Genomic DNA, 17,764 nt, shown 5'->3' with positions numbered 1-17,764 from the left:
AAAGTTAATTAAGGAGAACTTTATGAAAAAACTGATACTTGCTTCAGCCGTTTCCATGGCCGTAATGACGTCAGCTCATGCTGACGAGCACAGCGGTACCTACGACTTTGATAATCAACAAACGCATCAGTTTATTACCTTCAAGATCTCTCATTTGGGTTACAGCTGGTTGTATGGCCGTTTTAACGACTTTGATGGTCAGTTTGTATACGACGCTGAAAACCCGGAGAACAGTTCCGTGTCAGTGACCATCGACACTGCGAGTATTGACAGTAACCATGCAGAGCGGGACAAACACTTGCGCAGTGATGACTTCCTGGCCGTCAGCGAGTTCGGTGAAGCGACGTTCAAGAGCAAGCGTGTTGTGATGGACGACGATGGTGAAGCCGATATCATCGGTGACCTGACGCTCCGTGGCGTTACCCGTGAGGTGACTCTTGAGGCCGAAATGTTGGGGCACGGTGTGGACCCCTGGGGTGGCTACCGGATGGGCTTTGAAGCCGAAACAGAGATCAAACTGAAGGATTTCGGTATTCCGACGGATCTGGGAAAGGCATCAGAAACGGTTGAGATAGAGATCTCGGTGGAAGGCATTCGCCAGTAAAGCCTGCGTTGTTGTTCAGCCTGAGGTTCCGGAATGGCGGAGCCTCAGGCTATTTTCCCTTCGGCGATGCTCTCGCCAATTTTCCTTGTCGGTCAGGTGTTAATGGTTCCCAGGCTGCTGGTTTGCTCTGCAAAGGTGGCGCTGGCGAAGAAACTGCGCCACAAAAATAACGACCCAGATAACAAGTCCAGCCCAGAGATAGGGAGCGGGAAGTTGAAGCGTGCCACTGATGGCAAATTCCACCAGCAGCATCAGAATAACCGCAAGTGTGGCATTTACCAGAGCCGTTATCATGGCGTGCCCGCAGGCTTTGAGATTAGTAATCATAGGGTTCTGCTTGCTCAGAGATAAGACAGCAATCTAATTACAGCAGCGAGAATACGGCGCACCTTACAGACTCTCCATGCGGGAATTCCGCTATTGGAAATTGGTGTATCGTAGCCGGCGTCCATATAATGTGAGCCATATTTCCCGGTGTCTCTTTCGGGTAACGAATCGACATTCTAAATCAGGCAGTTAAGGCAAAGGGGCGTCCATGCCAGAGTTTCAGACGACCGATGAAGGTTTCGAGCGGGTAGCGCTACGCGATTATACCGAGAAGGCCTATCTCGACTATTCCATGTACGTAATTCTGGACAGAGCCTTGCCCAATGTGGGTGATGGTCTCAAACCAGTGCAACGGCGGATTGTGTACGCAATGTCGGAGTTGGGGTTGAAATCCACCTCCAAGTACAAGAAGTCGGCTCGAACCGTGGGTGACGTTCTGGGTAAGTTCCACCCGCATGGTGACAGTGCTTGTTATGAAGCCATGGTGCTGATGGCACAGCCGTTTTCTTACCGGTATCCGTTGGTGGATGGTCAGGGCAACTGGGGGTCACCGGATGATCCCAAATCGTTTGCGGCCATGCGTTACACCGAATCCCGGCTTGCCCGTTTTTCCGATGTGTTATTGAGCGAATTAGGACAGGGAACCGTTGATTGGGTGCCTAACTTTGATGGCACCATGGATGAACCTTCCGTGTTGCCGGCTCGTTTGCCGCACGTGTTACTGAATGGCACAACGGGTATTGCCGTTGGTATGGCAACCGATATTCCCCCCCACAACGTGCGGGAAATCACCGCGGCTTGTATTCGTTTGCTGGATGAGCCGGAGGCTACGGTTGATCAGTTGTGCGAGCACGTAAAGGGGCCGGACTTTCCGACACGTGCCGAGATTATTACCCCGCGCAACGACCTTCGTAAGATATATGAGACGGGGCGAGGTTCTCTAAGAATGAGGGCGCGCTGGATCAAAGAGAGTGGTGAAATCGTCGTTACGGATTTGCCGCACCAGGTCTCTGGCAACCGTGTTCTCGAGCAAATTGCTCAGCAGATGCAAACTAAGAAACTGCCCATGGTGGCGGATTTGCGGGACGAATCAGACCACGAGAATCCGACTCGACTGGTGGTTGTGCCGCGCTCGAATCGCGTGGATTTGGACGGTTTGATGGCGCATTTGTTCGCCAGTACAGACCTCGAGAAGACATACCGGGTGAACATTAACGTTATCGGCAACGATGGCCGTCCCGGAGTCAAAGGCTTGCGTCAGATGTTGACGGAGTGGTTGGTTTTCCGGAAGACCACGGTGACACGCCGCTTGCAGCATCGCCTGGACAAAGTGCTGGCTCGCCTGCATTTGCTGGAAGGTTTGTTGATTGCCTACCTCAATATTGATGAGGTGATCGAGATCATACGTACTGAAGACAAACCGAAAGTGGAGCTGATGGCTCGCTTTGGTTTGTCGCCGGAACAGGCGGAAGCGATTCTCGACCTGAAATTGCGCCATTTGGCCAAGCTGGAAGAGATGAAGATTCGCGGAGAGCAGGATGAACTTGCTCTGGAACGCGATGAACTTCAATCCATTCTGGGTTCGGAAGAGCGCATGCGGGAGTTGATCAAAACTGAACTTCAGCAAGATGCAGAAACCTACGGCGATGATCGTCGCTCACCCATCGTTGAGCGTGGAGAAGCCAAAGCGTTTAGTGAAACCGATCTGGTCTCCAACGATCCGGTGACGGTCGTGCTGTCCGATAAAGGGTGGGTACGAGCCGCTAAAGGGCACGATATCGACCCAGCCGGCCTGAGCTATAAATCTGGGGATCGTTTTTCGTTGGCTGCCAAGGGCCGCAACAACCAGCAAGCCATATTCCTTGACTCAACGGGGCGGGCATACGCCTTGATGGCTCATACGCTGCCGTCAGCCCGAGGTCAGGGTGACCCATTGACGGGGCGGATCAACCCGCCGTCTGGCGCCACCTTCTCAGGTTTGCTCATGGGTAATCCGGAGCGTAAAGCGTTGTTGGTGACCGATGCTGGCTACGGGTTTGTGACGTCGTTGGGTGATATGACCAGTAAAAACAGGGCAGGTAAAGCCGTGGTCTCTGTGCCTAAAGGCGCGCGGATTATGCCTCCTGTGACGGTGCCGGATATCGCTTCCACCCTATACCTGGCCGCCATTTCCAACGAAGGCCGAATGTTGGTGTTTCCGCTCAAAGAGCTGCCGGAGCTGTCGAAAGGAAAGGGTAACAAGATCATTAGTATTCCATCGGCCCGGGTACAGAATCGTGAAGAATTTGTGGTCGCCGCCGCTGTGTTTGGTGAAGAAGACCAACTGGAAATCCGCGCCGGGAAGCGCAAACTGGGCTTGAAGTTCAGTGATCTTGAGCATTATCTCGGAGAACGTGGCCGCCGAGGCCATAAATTGCCCCGCGGTCTGCAGCGCGTGGACGGTATTGATGTGATTCCCTCTGCTGCCAGAGCTGAGGAAGAGGAGAGCGTAGACAGTGAGTGAACTGGTACTGGTGAACGTGTCCGGGCGCGATAAGCCCGGACTGACCTCTGAAATAACGGGGATTATGGGGCGGTACGATGTTCGCATACTCGATATCGGTCAGGCCGTTATTCACGATTATTTGACCTGGGGCATCTTGATCGAGATTCCGGATGAGTCTGAATCTTCTCCGGTTATCCGCGATATCTTGTTTCGTTTGCACGCGCTCGATCTTCAGGTGCGCTTTGCGCCGATCGCTGTCGAGGAATATCAATCCTGGGCCGAAGGCAGAAATCGAGCGTGTTACATCGTCACGCTGTTGTCTCGAGATATCAAAGCTGAGCAGATTGCCCGAGTGTCCGAAATTACCGCGCGCCATGGTTTGAATATCGACAACATTACTCGCTTATCGGCAAGGCCATCGCTCAATGCATCAGACAACCGGATCGCTTGCGTCGAGTTTTCCGTGCGTGGGACGCCGCTGGATCTGGAGCAATTGCGCTCTGACTTTTTGCACATTGCTGGCGAGATGAACGTCGACATAGCCTTCCAGGCGGATTCGATTTTCCGACGTAATCGTCGATTGGTAGTGTTCGATATGGACTCTACGCTGATCGAAGCGGAAGTGATCGATGAATTGGCTCTGGAAGCGGGTGTCGGGGACCGTGTCGCGGAGATTACCGAGCGGGCCATGCAAGGCGAGCTGGATTTCAGCCAGAGCTTTGCAGAGCGCTTGTCATTGCTGAAGGGATTGGATGAGTCGGTGCTTGAGGGCATCGCTAAGCGCCTTCGGATGACCGAAGGGGCGGAGCATCTGATTCGCAGTTTGAAGGCGCTAGGCTACCGTACGGCCATCTTGTCGGGTGGTTTTACCTACTTTGCTCGCCATTTGCAGAACAAATTGGGTATTGATTACGTCTACGCCAATGAGTTGGAGATTGTCGATGGCAAGGTGACCGGCGAAGTGAAAGGTCAAATTGTTGATGGTCAGCGGAAGGCGGAACTGCTACTTGAGATTGCCGCGAAAGAACATATCGCCAGAGAGCAGGTGATTGCGGTGGGCGATGGTGCGAATGACTTGCCGATGCTGAGTCAGGCGGGGTTGGGGGTGGCGTTCCGAGCAAAACCCTTGGTGAAAGAGTCGGCTAAACACTCGATCTCAACCCTCGGATTGGATGCGATTCTATATCTGATCGGTTTTCGGGAAAGTGAGACCAACCAGACCTTGCAGAACAGCAAACACTAAGTACAAAAAAAGGATGGAGAGTTGGCTCTCCATCCTTTTTTTATGTCTGCTGATTTTCACAAAGATTAATGATCGCCGAAGTCGTAGCTCATCTCACGTGTCGGAGCTTGCAGGTAGTAGCCCTGGATGTAGTTCACCCCGGCCTGCCAGAGTGTAGCCAGTATGCTGGCGTTTTCTACCTGTGGCACGATGGTGAGTTTGCCAGAATTCTGAAGTGAGGTTGTCATCTCCTTCACTTGCTCTTTGATCTTGTCGTCTTTCTGGACCGTTTCTGTGAACGAGCCGTCAAACTTCACGTAGTCTGTATCGATGTGCTTCAGTGCATTGAATGGGTTAATGGCACAACCGAAGTGCTTGATAGAGATTTTGCAATTGAGCTCGTGCACCGCTTTGGTGAACTCTTTCGCCTGCTTCATGAAGTTGTTGGCATCGTTTTCGTTAATCTGGAAGATGAGTGCATCGCCAGGAAGTCGTGCAGCTTTGAGGGCAACACTTAGCCAGGGACTGAATGTCACGTCTTGGAACGTTTCTGCGCTAAGGTTCACAAAAAGTCGAGTGTCATGACCGCGTGAGCGGTGACTGGACAGCTGTTTAATGGACTGCAGGGTCACCCAGCGATCGATCTTGATGGCGGTTTCTGGAGGACAGATGGCCGGCAGAAGATCGTAAGGCGTCACCTCTTCGTTGTCGCTGTTGATCATGCGGGCCAGTGCTTCATAGTGTTCTTCGCCTTCGCCGCGCAGGTTGATGATCGGCTGGAACAGCAGGTGCAGGCGATCTTCGTCCATGGCTTTGCTGATCACCTCGATGGCGTTGGACTCGTCAGGCACCTCAAAATCAACGGGGTTGTAGACCACGACACCGTTACCATTTTTGTGGTTGGCCTGTTTCCTGACCTCGGCCGAGGCCAGGTGAACCCGGCTGAGGAGCTCTTCTGCTTTAGGCGAATTCTCGGTAATAGCGGACACACCGATGGATACGGAGAGTGATATCGTGCGACCGTTGATTTCGAACAGGTGGTCATCCACGACCTTGCGAAGCGTTTCGCATAGCTCAGCCAGTTCTTTGTCGCTGCACGGCAGGCTCATTACGCAGAAGGCGTCGTCGCTTAGTCGTGCCAGAGTCAAGCCTTCGGGGGTGTGCTCTTTCAATAACGATGCCAGGTCGCCGAGCAGTAGGTCTGCACCGGCAATGCCAACATCGCCTTTCATGCTCAGGAAGTTGTCGATGCCAATGTAGGCGAGGGCGCCCGTTTCGTTGTTCTTGGCGGCTGAGGCCAGCGTCTGAGCGAGTTGTTCCATCAGGTATTGACGATTGTACAGGCCGGTTAGAAGGTCCTGACTGCTGATTTGTTTCAGCTTTTCTTCAAGCTCTTCATCGCTGTGCTCTGGTTGCAGCACCACTTGAGTGCAAGCTTCACCGTCGTAGGTAGCAGCAGAGGCCGACATGGTGACGTTGAGTTCGTGATCGTCGCTGCGCCGCGCTGTGCAGTTCAGCGTCATGCCGTTCGCCCCGGCTTCCTCAAAAGCTTTCATGAACTCTTTATATTGCTCTTGGCTTTCCTGGTTCAGGGTGTCCAGTACCGGCACGCAGATCAGGTCGTCAATGTCCTCGTAGCCAAGGAAGTCCATATACGACTGGTTGGCATAGATGTGCATACCATCGTTGATGTAGGCGATGGCATCTTTAGAGCTTTCGAGCAAAAGTTGGCAGCGCTGTTCGGCTTCGCGCAGGTGCGATTCGAGAACGCGGCGCTTGCGGCGTTCGTACAGCGCTGTGAGTTCACGTTTGATGGTGAGTACCAGCATTTCTGTGTTTTCAAACGGCACCGCGTCTTGCGCACCGAGGCGCATGATGGCCAGGTCACGCTCTCGATCAGGTTCGTTGGTTAGCAGGATGAACGGGATGTCTTTATCCATCCGTTTCACCATCGCGAGCGCAGCGTCTGGCCCAAACTCCAGCTCTTCCAGATCCCGTCCGAGCATCAAATCCCAGTGTGACGCTTTCAGGGCTTCTTCGAGATCTTCTTCCGAGGTGATGCGATGGGCTCGGGTTGCTTTGCCGGAGTTGCGGAGCAAACTGACCAATGACTCGGCATCGTTTTGCGACGGGTCGAGGATTAGCAACTGTACCGTGGAGTTATTTTTCTGCATTCGTACGATGTCTCATGATGCCGTTTGATGGTGCCGGCTCGTCTTTCTGCAGCAGAACGGAAGATGCAGTGTTTTCCGTGTAAAGACAGATCACCGGCTTATCACTGAGACAGAATGATGAAGGGGTTGTCGATTAATAACAACCCTGATGCCTTTACTCTGTTGACGAGTCGTCTTAAAGCGACGGCCATAAGGAATCGAATTCGTCTTCTGTTGTGCCTGGACTGGAGTTTTCGGGTTCCTTTGAGCGCGAGGGGGGTGCCGATGCGTTTAATTTGAGCTCGAACTGACTGACGCTCCCAGTCGCGGAAACTTTCTTCAGTAGTTGGCCTTGGTCTTCACAGCCATCGTGCATTAGAGATATCCGGCTTCCGCTCTGGAAAGGCAAGCGCGGGGTGATCAGTGTCGCCGGTTGGTTCACCACACTGATCTCCGGCAACATGAGCCCTCGGAGGTATTCGCTGCTATTGCCAACTTTTTGGATTAGGCGCACAGCGCAAGGTGAAGCGCTGGGTGCCAGTAACTCAATGCCAGTTTGTGTGCCCTGATTTCGAACCTGTCGTAACCATCGGACGACCGCCAGGCTCCATGGGTGGGAGCTTTGCTCTCTGACCCCCAGCACCTCCCCGGCCTGCAGAGAGGCTGGGATGTTAGCTTCCCAGCCCACACAGTAACCACCGGGGCTGGTGTTTATAAGCAAGGCTTTGTGCGAAACAGGTTTGGCTTTGCCGGTCTTGGAACCAGACCTGTTTTTGAAGTTTATCGGAGCGTCAGACAGAGGGAGGTTGCGTTCCGGAATGTCCGCATCGTGAGCCTCCGACCAAACATCGGAGTTTTTCTTGGCGTCACGAATAAACGGATTTTCTTCTTCATGATGTTGTTCGTCATTGCCGCTAATAAACTCGGGGAAGGTTTTCTCACCCGCAATGAAATAATGCGCAGCGCTTAGCCCGACACAAATTTCTAATGTCCCTTGGCTGGCAATTCTATTGAAGTTACGTTTGGCCAGAATGCCCAGAGCCTGACTAAGGTGGGTAAGCAGGGTGTCACTGATGTTCGCTGGAATCTTTAGCGACGTGCTGTTAGAGGTTTTGTCGCTTCGCGCCTGCACAGCCTCGGCCAGGTGGCTCGAAAGTTCTCGGGTATCAAAGCCGACACTGTCATCGCCGGGGACCTTTTTAAGCAGGCTGCGGTAAATGGGTGACGAATCTTTTTCCAAATTCACGACGAACAGGCTGTCCTCACCAAGTTCCGGACCGCACTCACAATAGCTCGTCCAGGTTTCAAACAGATCGTAAATCAGCGTTAGTTCGGCTTGCCGCAACTGATTCGGTCGTGCACAACCTAACAACAACACGCGCTTATAGCTGTCCGCTACCGAACTGGCTCGGCGATGTTTGAGAAGTGGGTCGTCAACATTCTGTGCTTCCAGTTGATGGTGTTTGGCGAAGCGGAACAGACGGTGACATTCCCGCCAGCTATTGGGCGGGCTCGGGCAATACAGTTGGTGTGAGCGCAGAATGGTTGCGCCAAGCTCGGAGATAGCACGATGCGTGGCTACGCTGATTTGGCTCTTGTTTTTTTCCAGGCCACCGTTATCAATAAGCTCAAGAACGCAAAGCTTGTAGCCGCCGGCCAAATGGAGTTGCAGGGCTTGAGTCAGGTTCGCAATTTTGCGTTGTTTCTCAGGCAGGGCAATGGCCAGTCCCAGGAAGTGCCGGGATAGTTCGTTGCAGACAAAGTGGATTTTGTCTCGGGCCAGCTCTAGTAACTGCATGCGTTGTTGCGGGGGCAGGAACAATTGATTCACTTCAATGATCGCGTGATACAGCTGTCGCGATGTTTCACCGATGTTGGCCATAGGCAACTGTCGGGTCCAAGCACGAAACGCTTTGGGCGTAGTGTCGCAAAAAGACAGGCTGGATGTTTTTTGCTCAGGGACCTTGAGTTCGGGTTTCAGAGTCATGCCTTATATGATCTCGCGCCTGTGGCTAAATTACGGTGACTGATTGAGCGAAAATTCCGAAAATACAGATCGTTATTGTTTCCTAACCCTCAACTTTAAAATAGCAAAGCGATGACAAAAAGCGAGAAAGCCAAAAGTTGACAATATTTCACAAGTCGATCGCTGTTCGGTTTTGCGACACGCCTCACTAAATCACTGGTATCGGTGTTTTGCTGGATTCGCCCGGTACCTCTCGAACCAGCTTCGGAACCAGAAACCCCGGCAATGTCTCCAGCATTTTACGCACCAACGTTGCTGCGCGATGGTCGCTGACATCAAAATGGTGTGCACCGGCGACCGGATCGAAGGCATGTAGATAGTACGGCAATACACCTGCATCAAACAGCGTTTCGCTCAATTCTGTCAGTGTGGCGGCATTATCGTTCACGCCTTTCAAGATGACACTCTGATTAAGTAGGGTAACACCTGCTTGTTTTAGCCTTTGAAAAGCATCACGTGTGGGCTGGTCAATTTCGGCAGGGTGGTTTACGTGAACGACCAGTACCTTCTGCAACCGGGTACGGTTTAGCCAGGCGAGCATGTCGTCACAAACTCGCTGAGGTATGACGACCGGTAACCGGGAATGAATGCGCAGCCGTTTCAGGTTCGGTACCGAATCGAGTAAGTCGACCCACTGCGACAGCAGGCGATCATTCACGGCCAGCGGATCGCCGCCACTGAGAATGACTTCGTTGATCTCGGGGCTGGAGTTCAGTGCATTGATGACCAGGTCGCGGTCTTCGCGGCTTAGTTTATGGTCGTTGTAGGGGAAGTGGCGCCGGAAGCAGTAACGACAGTTGATGGCGCACTGGCCGGTCACCATTAACAGGGCCCGACTGTGGTATTTTCTGATCAGGCCCGTTGTCTGGATCGCGGTGTTTTCTTCTAGCGGGTCTCTGACAAACCCTGACAGTTCTATCGTTTCGTCGGCAACCGGCAGCACCTGACGCAGCAGGGGGTCGTTCGGGTTGCCGGGTTCCATGCGCTGGATAAAGGGTTCAGGTACCCGAACAGGGAAAAGGTCGTGCCCGTTTTGGGCGCCTTCAAACCAGCGTTCTGCGGGCAGGTTCAGGCGCTCCAGCAATTGCTCTGGGCTGCTGACGGAGCGGCTCAGGATCGTTTGCCAACTTTGGTTTTCAGGGGTGCCGGGATCTTTGTCTGGAAGATGACTGGTATCACGGGCTTCTATACGGACCGGAGTTCGCTGTATCATAGCGACCTTTGAATTTTTAACGACAGTATGTCAGGTGGACATTTCATGGCTTCATATTCTACCAACGAATTTCGTGGCGGTCTCAAGGTTTTGCTGGATGGCGATCCTTGTATCATGCTGGAAAACGAATTCGTTAAGCCCGGTAAAGGGCAAGCTTTTAACCGTGTAAAGCTTCGCAACCTGATGACCAACCGGGTTTGGGAACGTACTTTCAAATCGGGCGAGAGTCTCGAAGCGGCGGATGTGATGGAGCAGGACATGGAGTACCTGTACTCCGACGGCGAGTTCTGGCACTTCATGCTGACCGATGGTTCGTTTGAACAGTATGCCGCTGACGCCAAAGCCGTCGGGGATACCGTCAAGTGGCTGAAAGAGCAGGACGTATACACCGTGACTTTGTACAACGGTGCGCCTCTGTCTGTTACACCGCCGAACTTTGTTGAACTTGAAGTAGTGGATACCGATCCGGGCATGAAGGGCGATACCGCACAAGGTGGTTCCAAGCCTGCAACTTTGTCAACGGGCGCCGTGGTCAACGTACCGCTGTTTATCGTGATTGGTGAAGTTCTGAAGGTGGATACCCGCTCCGGTGAGTATGTAAACCGCGTAAAGAGCAGTTAGTACACTGTGACTAATCATCCTGTCTGGCGGCCTACCGCCTCGCGGGACGCCTTAAAAAGCCGTGCACAGCAGCTTGCTTATTTGCGCGGCTTTTTTCATGAGCGGGACGTGCTGGAAGTAGAAACGCCAGTGCTGGGTCGCCACGGCGTCACCGACTTGAATCTCGATGGTATCTCGGCGGACGTGCTGGCCGGCGGTGTTCAGGGAGGGTGGCTTCAGACCTCCCCCGAATACCCCATGAAACGGTTGCTGGCTGCTGGTTCTGGTTGTATCTATCAAATTGCCCGAGTGTTTCGCAATGGTGAACGAGGGCGTCGCCACAACCCGGAATTTTCGATGCTGGAGTGGTATCGCATAGGGCTGGATGATCAGGCGCTGATGGCTGAAGTGTCGGATCTGGTGTGCGGTTGGCTCGGCTGTGAGCGGCCTGAGCAAGTGAGTTATCGTCAGGCCGTTACCGCTAGCGCTGGTTTCGATCCTATGGACATCAGCGATCAAGACTTAAAACGCTATTGTGAGCGATGGCTTGAGACTGAGCAGTTGGTCGATCTGAGCCGAAATGATTGCCTGGATTTGGTGATGAGTTTTGCTGTCGAACCAACGCTGGGCTTTGAGCGGCCGGTTTTTATTACCCGCTATCCAGCCGCACAGGCAGCACTGGCAAGGGTGTCGCAAGAGCAGGGGCACTCGGTCGCGCACCGGTTCGAGCTTTATATTAACGGGTTGGAGCTCTGCAACGGGTATTGGGAACTGACCGACCCTGATGAGCAACGGCGGCGTTTTGAGGGCGATAACCAGCAGCGGAAAATAGCTGGTAAGCCTGAAATGGCTTTGGACAGCGCGTTTATGGCCGCGCTGGAAGCCGGTCTGCCCGATTGCTCGGGCGTTGCCCTTGGGTTAGACCGGTTGCTGATGCTAAAGGTTGGCGCAAAAGCCATTGAGGAAGTTCTGGCCTTCCCGATAGAGAGGGCCTGAACCTATCAAGCCTGAGCTTGCGTCAACTGACCAAAAGCCTCGCCCATCTGTACGGTTTTGCTCGCGATTTGATCGGCGTTCCAGTTCACTGCGCCTTTCGGCATTACCAGCACAACGGTGGAGCCCAAGCGGAACCGACCCATCTCATCGCCTTTCTCGAAACGCACGGCCTGATCGCCGGAGTACTGCCACTCGGTAACCTTGCTCGGTTTGGGTGCAACGACACCTGCCCAAGTGGTTTCCACGCTGCCAACGATCATAGCGCCGACCAGAACCAAAGCCATAGGGCCTGCTTCGGTATCAAAGATGCAGGCCACCCGTTCGTTGCGCGCGAACAGATTCGGTACATTTTCTGCCGTTACCGGGTTGACCGAAAACAGTTTGCCGGGAACATAAACCATTTCTTTCAGGGTACCGGCTACCGGCATGTGAATGCGATGGTAGTCTTTGGGCGACAGGTAAATCGTGGCGAACTCACCTTCGCGAAAGGCTTCAGCGCGCTGCTCATCACCGCCGAGCAGTTCGGTTAGGCTGAATGATTGGCCTTTGGCCTGGAACACCCGGTCGTCTGCGCTGACCTGGCCAAGTTGGCTGATGGCGCCGTCAACCGGGCTGACAAAAACATCCGGGGTCTGGTCGATGGTGCGTGCGCCGGGCTTGAGTGCGCGAGTAAAGAATGCGTTAAAACTGCCGTAAGCGGTGGGGTCGGATTCAGCGGCCTCACTCATGTTTACGCCATAGCGGCCGATAAACCAGCTGATTACGCGGTTTTTCAATGCTGGTGTCCTGTCGTAGTCTGCGAGGCGACCGGCCAAGCGGGATAGCGCCAGCTGCGGCGTGACGTATTGACTCAGGACGAACAGTTTATCAAGCATTTGAGACATCTCTCGGTTCTATAAATCGGGGCAGTTTAACAAACTGGGAGTAGTGTATAGAAATTGTTTCTCCCCTTCGCGGTTCCCGCGGGGCTTGCTATCATCGAACGCTGTTTTGCCGAGTGTTTTGGACGAGCACTTTGCTTGGTTGTAGACGGACAAAAACTATAAACAGGATTCAAACGGACGATTACTTTTTATGCTGCTGATTATTGGTGCGGTCATTGTTATTGCGAGTGTTCTCGGCGGCTATACATTGCACGGCGGGAATTTGGCGGTGCTTTGGCAGCCGACAGAGGTGCTGATCATCGGCGGGGCCGCCGTAGGCTCGTTCGTGATTGCCAATCCGATGCACACTGTGAAAGAAGTGTTTAGTGGCCTATTGCGGTTGTTAACGGGCTCACCGTTCAACAAATCCTATTACATGGATTTGCTCAGCCTGCTCTACGAAGTGTTTGATAAGTCCCGCAAGCAGGGAGTGATGGCCATTGAAGAAGATATCGATAATCCCGAAGAAAGCCCGATATTTACCCGTTACCCGGCGATCATGAAATCCAAGCATTTACTGGATTTCATCACGGACTATTTGCGGATTATAAGCTCTGGCAACATGGCCCCTCATGAGCTGGAGGGGATGATGGAAAACGAGATTGATAGCCGACAGCATGAGCTGGAAGAGCCGGCACACGCTGTGAATAAAATTGCCGATGCGCTGCCTGGTCTGGGGATTGTGGCTGCGGTATTGGGTATTGTCATCACCATGAACTTCCTGACCGAAGGGCCAGAAAAGATTGGTTTGAGTGTCGCCGCGGCTTTGGTCGGTACCTTTTTGGGGATTTGGATGGGCTATGGCTTTGTGGGTCCGGCGTCCATCGCGCTTGAGCACGCGGCCAAGTACGAGCTGAAGGCCTACGAATGTGCGAAATCAGCCATCGTTGCGACGGTTGCCGGGCAAGCGCCTCAGATGGCCATCGAGTTTGGTCGCAAAGCCCTGCCGACAGAGAAACGGCCGGGTTTTCAGGAATTGAACGATCACGTTCGCTCCAAATGATGCCGCTCATCACTAGCCGGAGTTAAGCGTGGAACAGCAGCCGATTATCATCAAACGCAAAAAGAAAGTCGTCGCTGGCCACCACGGCGGCTCATGGAAAGTAGCGTTTGCCGATTTTGCCACTGCGATGATGGCGTTCTTTCTGGTGCTTTGGTTAACCGCGACGGCAACGCCAGAGCAAAAGCAAGCGGTAGAAGGTTATTTCAAAGACCCGGTTGGTTTTACCGAGGGCGGGTCGCCGAACCCAATTGATCTTGGCGGCAGTGCGTCTGTTGTTAACGAGAGCTCTCTGGATATCGAATCCAGTACGATTCAAATTGAAGATGAAATCGTGGATGAGCTGGCGGACACGCTGGAACAACGACGCATGGAACAGCTCTTCCAAGAGCTGAAAGAGCGAATTGAGCAGAACGAAACGTTGCAAGAATTCAAAGACCAGCTGTTGATCGATATCACCGATGAAGGTCTGCGTATTCAGATTGTTGACCGCTCCGGGCGCCCGATGTTTGATTCGGGGCGGGCTGAGCTCAAATACTACACTCAGGAACTGTTGTTTGAACTCGCGAAAACGCTGGGCTCTGTTAATAACAAGCTGAGCCTGACCGGGCACACGGATGCTACGCCGTTTAATGGTCGGCCGGGTTACACCAATTGGGAGTTGTCCGCTGATCGGGCCAATACGGCTCGTCGGGCTTTGGTGGCTGGTGGCGTAAGGCTGGAGCAGATTGCGCGAGTGGTTGGATTGAGCGATTCGGTGTTGTTCGATACCGACAACCCCACGGCGCCTATCAACCGCCGAATCTCCATCATCGTTCTGAAAAACAAAAGCGTTGGAGATATTGGAACTGGCCGGTTGGGTCAGCCACTGATTGATGTGACTCGCCCCAGTGAAGAGCAGGAACAAGAGGCACTGAGCAAGCTGGAAGAAGGCAACTGGCGAGAAGAGCGCCCGGAACCCGCTCCGGGTGAGCTCAACTGGTAATACGGTCGCGGTATACGCTACCGGTTTAGGTTAGCTTTAGCCCGCGAGCTTGTTGTTCGGCCATATCCTGCAGAATACGATGAAAGCTCTTAAGCCTTTCCCGAGAAATATCCCCGCTTTCGGCCGCCGCATCCAGCGCACACCCAGGATCGCCCATGTGTCGGCAATTCCGGAATTTGCACAGCCCCATCAAAGGTCGAATCTCCCTGAAACCATATTCGACCTCTTGCGGTGTCATATGCCACAAGCCAAATTCCCGAATGCCCGGTGAGTCAATCAAATCGCCGCCACTGGCCAAGTGAAACAGCTTTGCAGTGGTTGTGGTGTGCACACCTTTACCGGTGCTCACCGATACAGCGCCCACCCGGAGTTGCTCATCCGGCAGCAGCGTCTGGATAATCGAAGACTTGCCCACACCTGACTGGCCAACGAACACACTGGTCTGATTGCGAACCAGCGCTTCCACTTCCGGCGCCGGTTGACCTTCGCAGGCAACGGCAGAGGTCTGCTCAACTTGATAGCCCAGTGCTTCATAGCGAGCCAGCAGGGCTTCGATCTGTGGCCGGTTCTGATCGTTAATCAAATCCGTTTTGTTAAGCAGCAGTACCGCAGGAATGTCCGAACTTTCGGAAGCCACGAGATAGCGGTCAATCAAACTGTCGTGTGGCTCAGGTTCCGGCGCGATCACCAGGATAATGTGATCAATATTGGCGGCAACAGGCTTCAGCGCACCAAAGTTATCCGGCCGCTGGAGAAGATTGTCCCGTTCACAGCGGGCAACAATTACCCCGGTTTCGCTCTTGCCGGGACGCCATACGACCTTGTCCCCGGTTACTAGGCTGCTGATATTCGCTCGAACAAAACATCGGAACACTTGCCCCGCGTCGTCACCTTGGAGAGCTTCGACGTCCAGTTGTTGGCCGTAATGAGCGATGATCAGGCCTTCTTGCTCGGGCCCCAGTTCACCGGCTTCAGCCTGAGCCTCAACAGCCTTTTCCTTGCGGGCCATTCGGGTGGTGCGCTCTTTCTGGATTTTCTCGATTCGCCATTGCTGGCGTTTGTTCAATTTGCGTTTTGCCATCTGCTCTCTAGTATTCCGGGGAAGTGGTGTACCACATGATACGTGAATCATGGACAATAGGCAGAGTTTCTCATGTGTGCCACCCGATCCTTTAATTTCGATACTTGGGTGCAAGTGCTGGCCGGGTAAAGCTTTCCGGGAGACGCTACGAGCACATCCATGTGCGCTTAGCTGAAGCCATCTATGGCTTCAGGTACTCCCGGAAAGCTTTACCCGGCCAGCACTCAGAATGTAGGTGTGGGATTCAAATAGTTGGGCGCCAGGCTATTTAGCCAGAAGTGCGGGTGTGGACTGGTTTTTCGAAAATTTCGTAGGCCATGGATGGCCGAAGAGAAGTGCACATGGATGTGCTCGTAGCGGTTTTCGGAAAGCCAATCCACACCCGCACTGGCACCCAAATTCAACAGCACAGGTGTAGACGAAAATGAGCAGCGGAAACCACTTGGTCTGGATAGACCTGGAAATGACCGGTCTGGATCCCGAGAAAGAGCGGATCATCGAAATGGCTACGATTATTACCGATTCGGAACTGAACCTGGTCGCTGAAGGCCCGGTGATTGCCATCAAGCAACCAGACAGCCTGTTGGACTCCATGGACGAATGGTGCACCAAAACCCACGGTGAAAGTGGTCTGACCCAGCGGGTGAAAGACAGCAAAGTCAGCGAAGCGGAAGCCGAGCAACAGACTCTGGAATTTCTGAAACAGCACCTGTCAGCCGGCACATCCCCGCTGTGCGGCAACAGTATTGGGCAGGATCGGCGATTCCTGGTGAAATACATGCCTGAACTGGAAGGCTTCTTCCACTACCGCAATCTGGACGTATCCACCATCAAAGAGCTGGCCCGCCGCTGGCGCCCGGATGTGTTAGACGGCGTGAAAAAGAAAGGCAGCCATCTGGCTTTGGACGACATTCGCGATTCCATCAACGAACTGCGCCACTACCGCGAGCATTTTTTCAAACTATAAGCCGTGTTGTCGAAGCGCCCAGCTCACGTGCTCACGTACCACCTCTGATGGGTGCTCCGCCCGCTGCTTTAACGCCTCGATGACGGGAATCGTCGACGGGGCGTTGCCCAATCCCACCGCAATATTACGCAGCCAGTTTTCATAACCGGTGCGGCGAATCGCTGAGCCTTCGGTGCGCTTCAAAAACTCGTTTTCTGTCCACAGAAACAGCTCGGCAAGCTCGGTGTTGTCCAAACCATGGCGTGGTTGGAAATCGCTCTCGGCGGTGGGTTTGCTGAACTTGTTCCAGGGGCATACGATCTGGCAGTCGTCACAGCCAAACACCCGGTTGCCCATTTTTGAGCGCAGATCTTCCGGAATAGGGCCTTTCAGCTCGATGGTGAGGTAGCTGATACACTTGCGTGCGTCCAGTAAGTGAGCGCCAACAAAGGCGTCCGTGGGGCAAATTTCGAGGCAGGCGGAGCAGGAGCCGCAATGCTGCTTGTCGAAAGGTTCATCCACTGGCAAAGGCGCGCTGGTAAAAATTTCGCCAAGGAAAAAGAACGAGCCCGCTTTTGGATGAATCACCATGTTGTTCTTGCCGATCCAGCCAAGCCCGGCTCGTTGTGCCAGGCCGCGCTCAAGCACCGGTGCGCTGTCGACAAAGGCTCGGTAGTCGTAACCGCCGACCGCGTCGTCAATCCATTTGGCCAGAGTGGCGAGCCGCTTTCGAATCAGTTTGTGATAATCCCGTCCGAGAGCGTAGCGAGTGATGTAGGCGGTTTCCCGGTTAGTAAGCGCTTCTTTCGGGTTGTCAGGTGAAGGCAGATAATCCATGCGTACGGAAATCACCCGCTGGGTATCCGGCACCAGAGAATCCGGGGTGTAACGCTTGTCACCGTGGTCTGCCATGTAGGCCATGTTGCCGTGATAGCCGGCGGCGAGCCATTGTTGCAGGCGGTCGGCATGGGGGCCGGTATCGGCGTATGTGATGCCCGCATCTGCGAATCCCAGTTCCCGGGCCCACTGGCGGATTTTCTCTGGCAGGGCGTCCAGGGTGATGTTCGAGGGCGTGTTGTCTGTACTCGTGACCATGACGGAGCCTTCGGCGGTGAAAGCCTGCGGAGATTTAATTTGATTAAGTTATGACCTTTTTTCCTGTTTTGCTATGCTTTACAGGTATCTGGCCAATTTACTTAAACC

Annotated in this window: 15 protein-coding genes; 8 read left to right on the top strand and 7 right to left on the bottom strand. The window is 53.6% G+C overall.

The window, feature by feature from the left end:
* The first annotated feature begins 22 nt into the window (after nucleotides 1-22).
* Nucleotides 23-604: a YceI family protein gene (locus tag VOI14_RS06930; RefSeq protein WP_323751304.1), complete on the top strand. Its 582-nt coding sequence runs from the start codon at nucleotides 23-25 to the stop codon at nucleotides 602-604.
* A gap of 99 nt (nucleotides 605-703) precedes the next feature.
* On the opposite strand, the gene VOI14_RS06925 is transcribed toward VOI14_RS06930, so the two are convergent.
* Nucleotides 704-931 carry a hypothetical protein gene (locus VOI14_RS06925; protein WP_323751303.1) on the bottom strand — a complete coding sequence of 76 codons (228 nt, stop codon included), beginning with the start codon at nucleotides 929-931 and terminating at the stop codon, nucleotides 704-706.
* A gap of 208 nt (nucleotides 932-1,139) precedes the next feature.
* Here VOI14_RS06925 and parC point away from each other — a divergent pair, with 208 nt between their 5' ends.
* Both parC and serB read left to right on the top strand, forming a co-directional pair.
* Nucleotides 1,140-3,434, top strand: coding sequence for a DNA topoisomerase IV subunit A (parC, locus tag VOI14_RS06920; RefSeq protein ID WP_323751302.1), 2,295 nt, complete (start codon nucleotides 1,140-1,142; stop codon nucleotides 3,432-3,434).
* Nucleotides 3,427-4,659, top strand: coding sequence for a phosphoserine phosphatase SerB (gene serB, locus VOI14_RS06915; RefSeq protein WP_323751301.1), 1,233 nt, complete (start codon nucleotides 3,427-3,429; stop codon nucleotides 4,657-4,659). Before parC ends, serB begins: the two co-directional genes overlap by 8 nt.
* 65 nt (nucleotides 4,660-4,724) lie before the next feature.
* Here serB and VOI14_RS06910 read toward each other — a convergent pair whose 3' ends face one another.
* From VOI14_RS06910 to epmB, 3 genes are all read right to left on the bottom strand, one after another.
* A complete protein-coding gene (locus VOI14_RS06910; protein ID WP_323751300.1) occupies nucleotides 4,725-6,812 on the bottom strand; it encodes an EAL domain-containing protein in 2,088 nt (695 codons plus the stop codon).
* Nucleotides 6,813-6,987: 175 nt separating this feature from the next.
* On the bottom strand, nucleotides 6,988-8,778 hold the full coding sequence (locus VOI14_RS06905) for a GTPase (RefSeq protein WP_323751299.1): 1,791 nt from the start codon (nucleotides 8,776-8,778) through the stop codon (nucleotides 6,988-6,990).
* Nucleotides 8,779-8,965: 187 nt separating this feature from the next.
* Entirely contained in the window at nucleotides 8,966-10,030 is a 1,065-nt protein-coding gene (gene epmB / locus VOI14_RS06900) for an EF-P beta-lysylation protein EpmB (RefSeq protein ID WP_323751298.1), read from the bottom strand.
* Between the two features lie 45 nt (nucleotides 10,031-10,075).
* Between epmB and efp the strand changes: the two genes are divergently transcribed.
* Nucleotides 10,076-10,651, top strand: coding sequence for an elongation factor P (gene efp / locus VOI14_RS06895; RefSeq protein WP_323751297.1), 576 nt, complete (start codon nucleotides 10,076-10,078; stop codon nucleotides 10,649-10,651).
* Nucleotides 10,652-10,657: 6 nt separating this feature from the next.
* Nucleotides 10,658-11,626, top strand: a complete 969-nt coding sequence (gene epmA, locus VOI14_RS06890; protein WP_323751296.1) for an EF-P lysine aminoacylase EpmA — start codon at nucleotides 10,658-10,660, stop codon at nucleotides 11,624-11,626.
* A 5-nt stretch (nucleotides 11,627-11,631) separates the two neighbouring features.
* Here epmA and asd read toward each other — a convergent pair whose 3' ends face one another.
* Nucleotides 11,632-12,501: an archaetidylserine decarboxylase gene (gene asd / locus VOI14_RS06885; RefSeq protein ID WP_323751295.1), complete on the bottom strand. Its 870-nt coding sequence runs from the start codon at nucleotides 12,499-12,501 to the stop codon at nucleotides 11,632-11,634.
* A 199-nt stretch (nucleotides 12,502-12,700) separates the two neighbouring features.
* On the opposite strand from asd, the gene motA reads away from it, so the two are divergent.
* Together motA and motB are read left to right on the top strand one after the other, a co-directional pair.
* On the top strand, nucleotides 12,701-13,552 hold the full coding sequence (gene motA, locus VOI14_RS06880; RefSeq protein ID WP_323751294.1) for a flagellar motor stator protein MotA: 852 nt from the start codon (nucleotides 12,701-12,703) through the stop codon (nucleotides 13,550-13,552).
* A 28-nt stretch (nucleotides 13,553-13,580) separates the two neighbouring features.
* Nucleotides 13,581-14,534, top strand: coding sequence for a flagellar motor protein MotB (motB, locus tag VOI14_RS06875; protein WP_323751293.1), 954 nt, complete (start codon nucleotides 13,581-13,583; stop codon nucleotides 14,532-14,534).
* A gap of 25 nt (nucleotides 14,535-14,559) precedes the next feature.
* On the opposite strand, the gene rsgA is transcribed toward motB, so the two are convergent.
* Entirely contained in the window at nucleotides 14,560-15,615 is a 1,056-nt protein-coding gene (gene rsgA, locus VOI14_RS06870) for a small ribosomal subunit biogenesis GTPase RsgA (protein WP_323751292.1), read from the bottom strand.
* A 424-nt stretch (nucleotides 15,616-16,039) separates the two neighbouring features.
* On the opposite strand from rsgA, the gene orn reads away from it, so the two are divergent.
* Nucleotides 16,040-16,582, top strand: a complete 543-nt coding sequence (gene orn / locus VOI14_RS06865) for an oligoribonuclease (protein ID WP_323751291.1) — start codon at nucleotides 16,040-16,042, stop codon at nucleotides 16,580-16,582.
* Here the strand turns inward: orn and queG are convergent.
* Nucleotides 16,577-17,656, bottom strand: a complete 1,080-nt coding sequence (gene queG / locus VOI14_RS06860) for a tRNA epoxyqueuosine(34) reductase QueG (protein ID WP_323751290.1) — start codon at nucleotides 17,654-17,656, stop codon at nucleotides 16,577-16,579. The genes orn and queG overlap by 6 nt on opposite strands.
* Nucleotides 17,657-17,764: the final 108 nt, after the last annotated feature.

Origin of the sequence: Marinobacter sp. (assembly GCF_034669625.1) — a bacterium.
Taxonomy (GTDB): Bacteria; Pseudomonadota; Gammaproteobacteria; order Pseudomonadales; family Oleiphilaceae; genus Marinobacter.
This window is presented reverse-complemented; position numbering and strand designations above follow the sequence as displayed.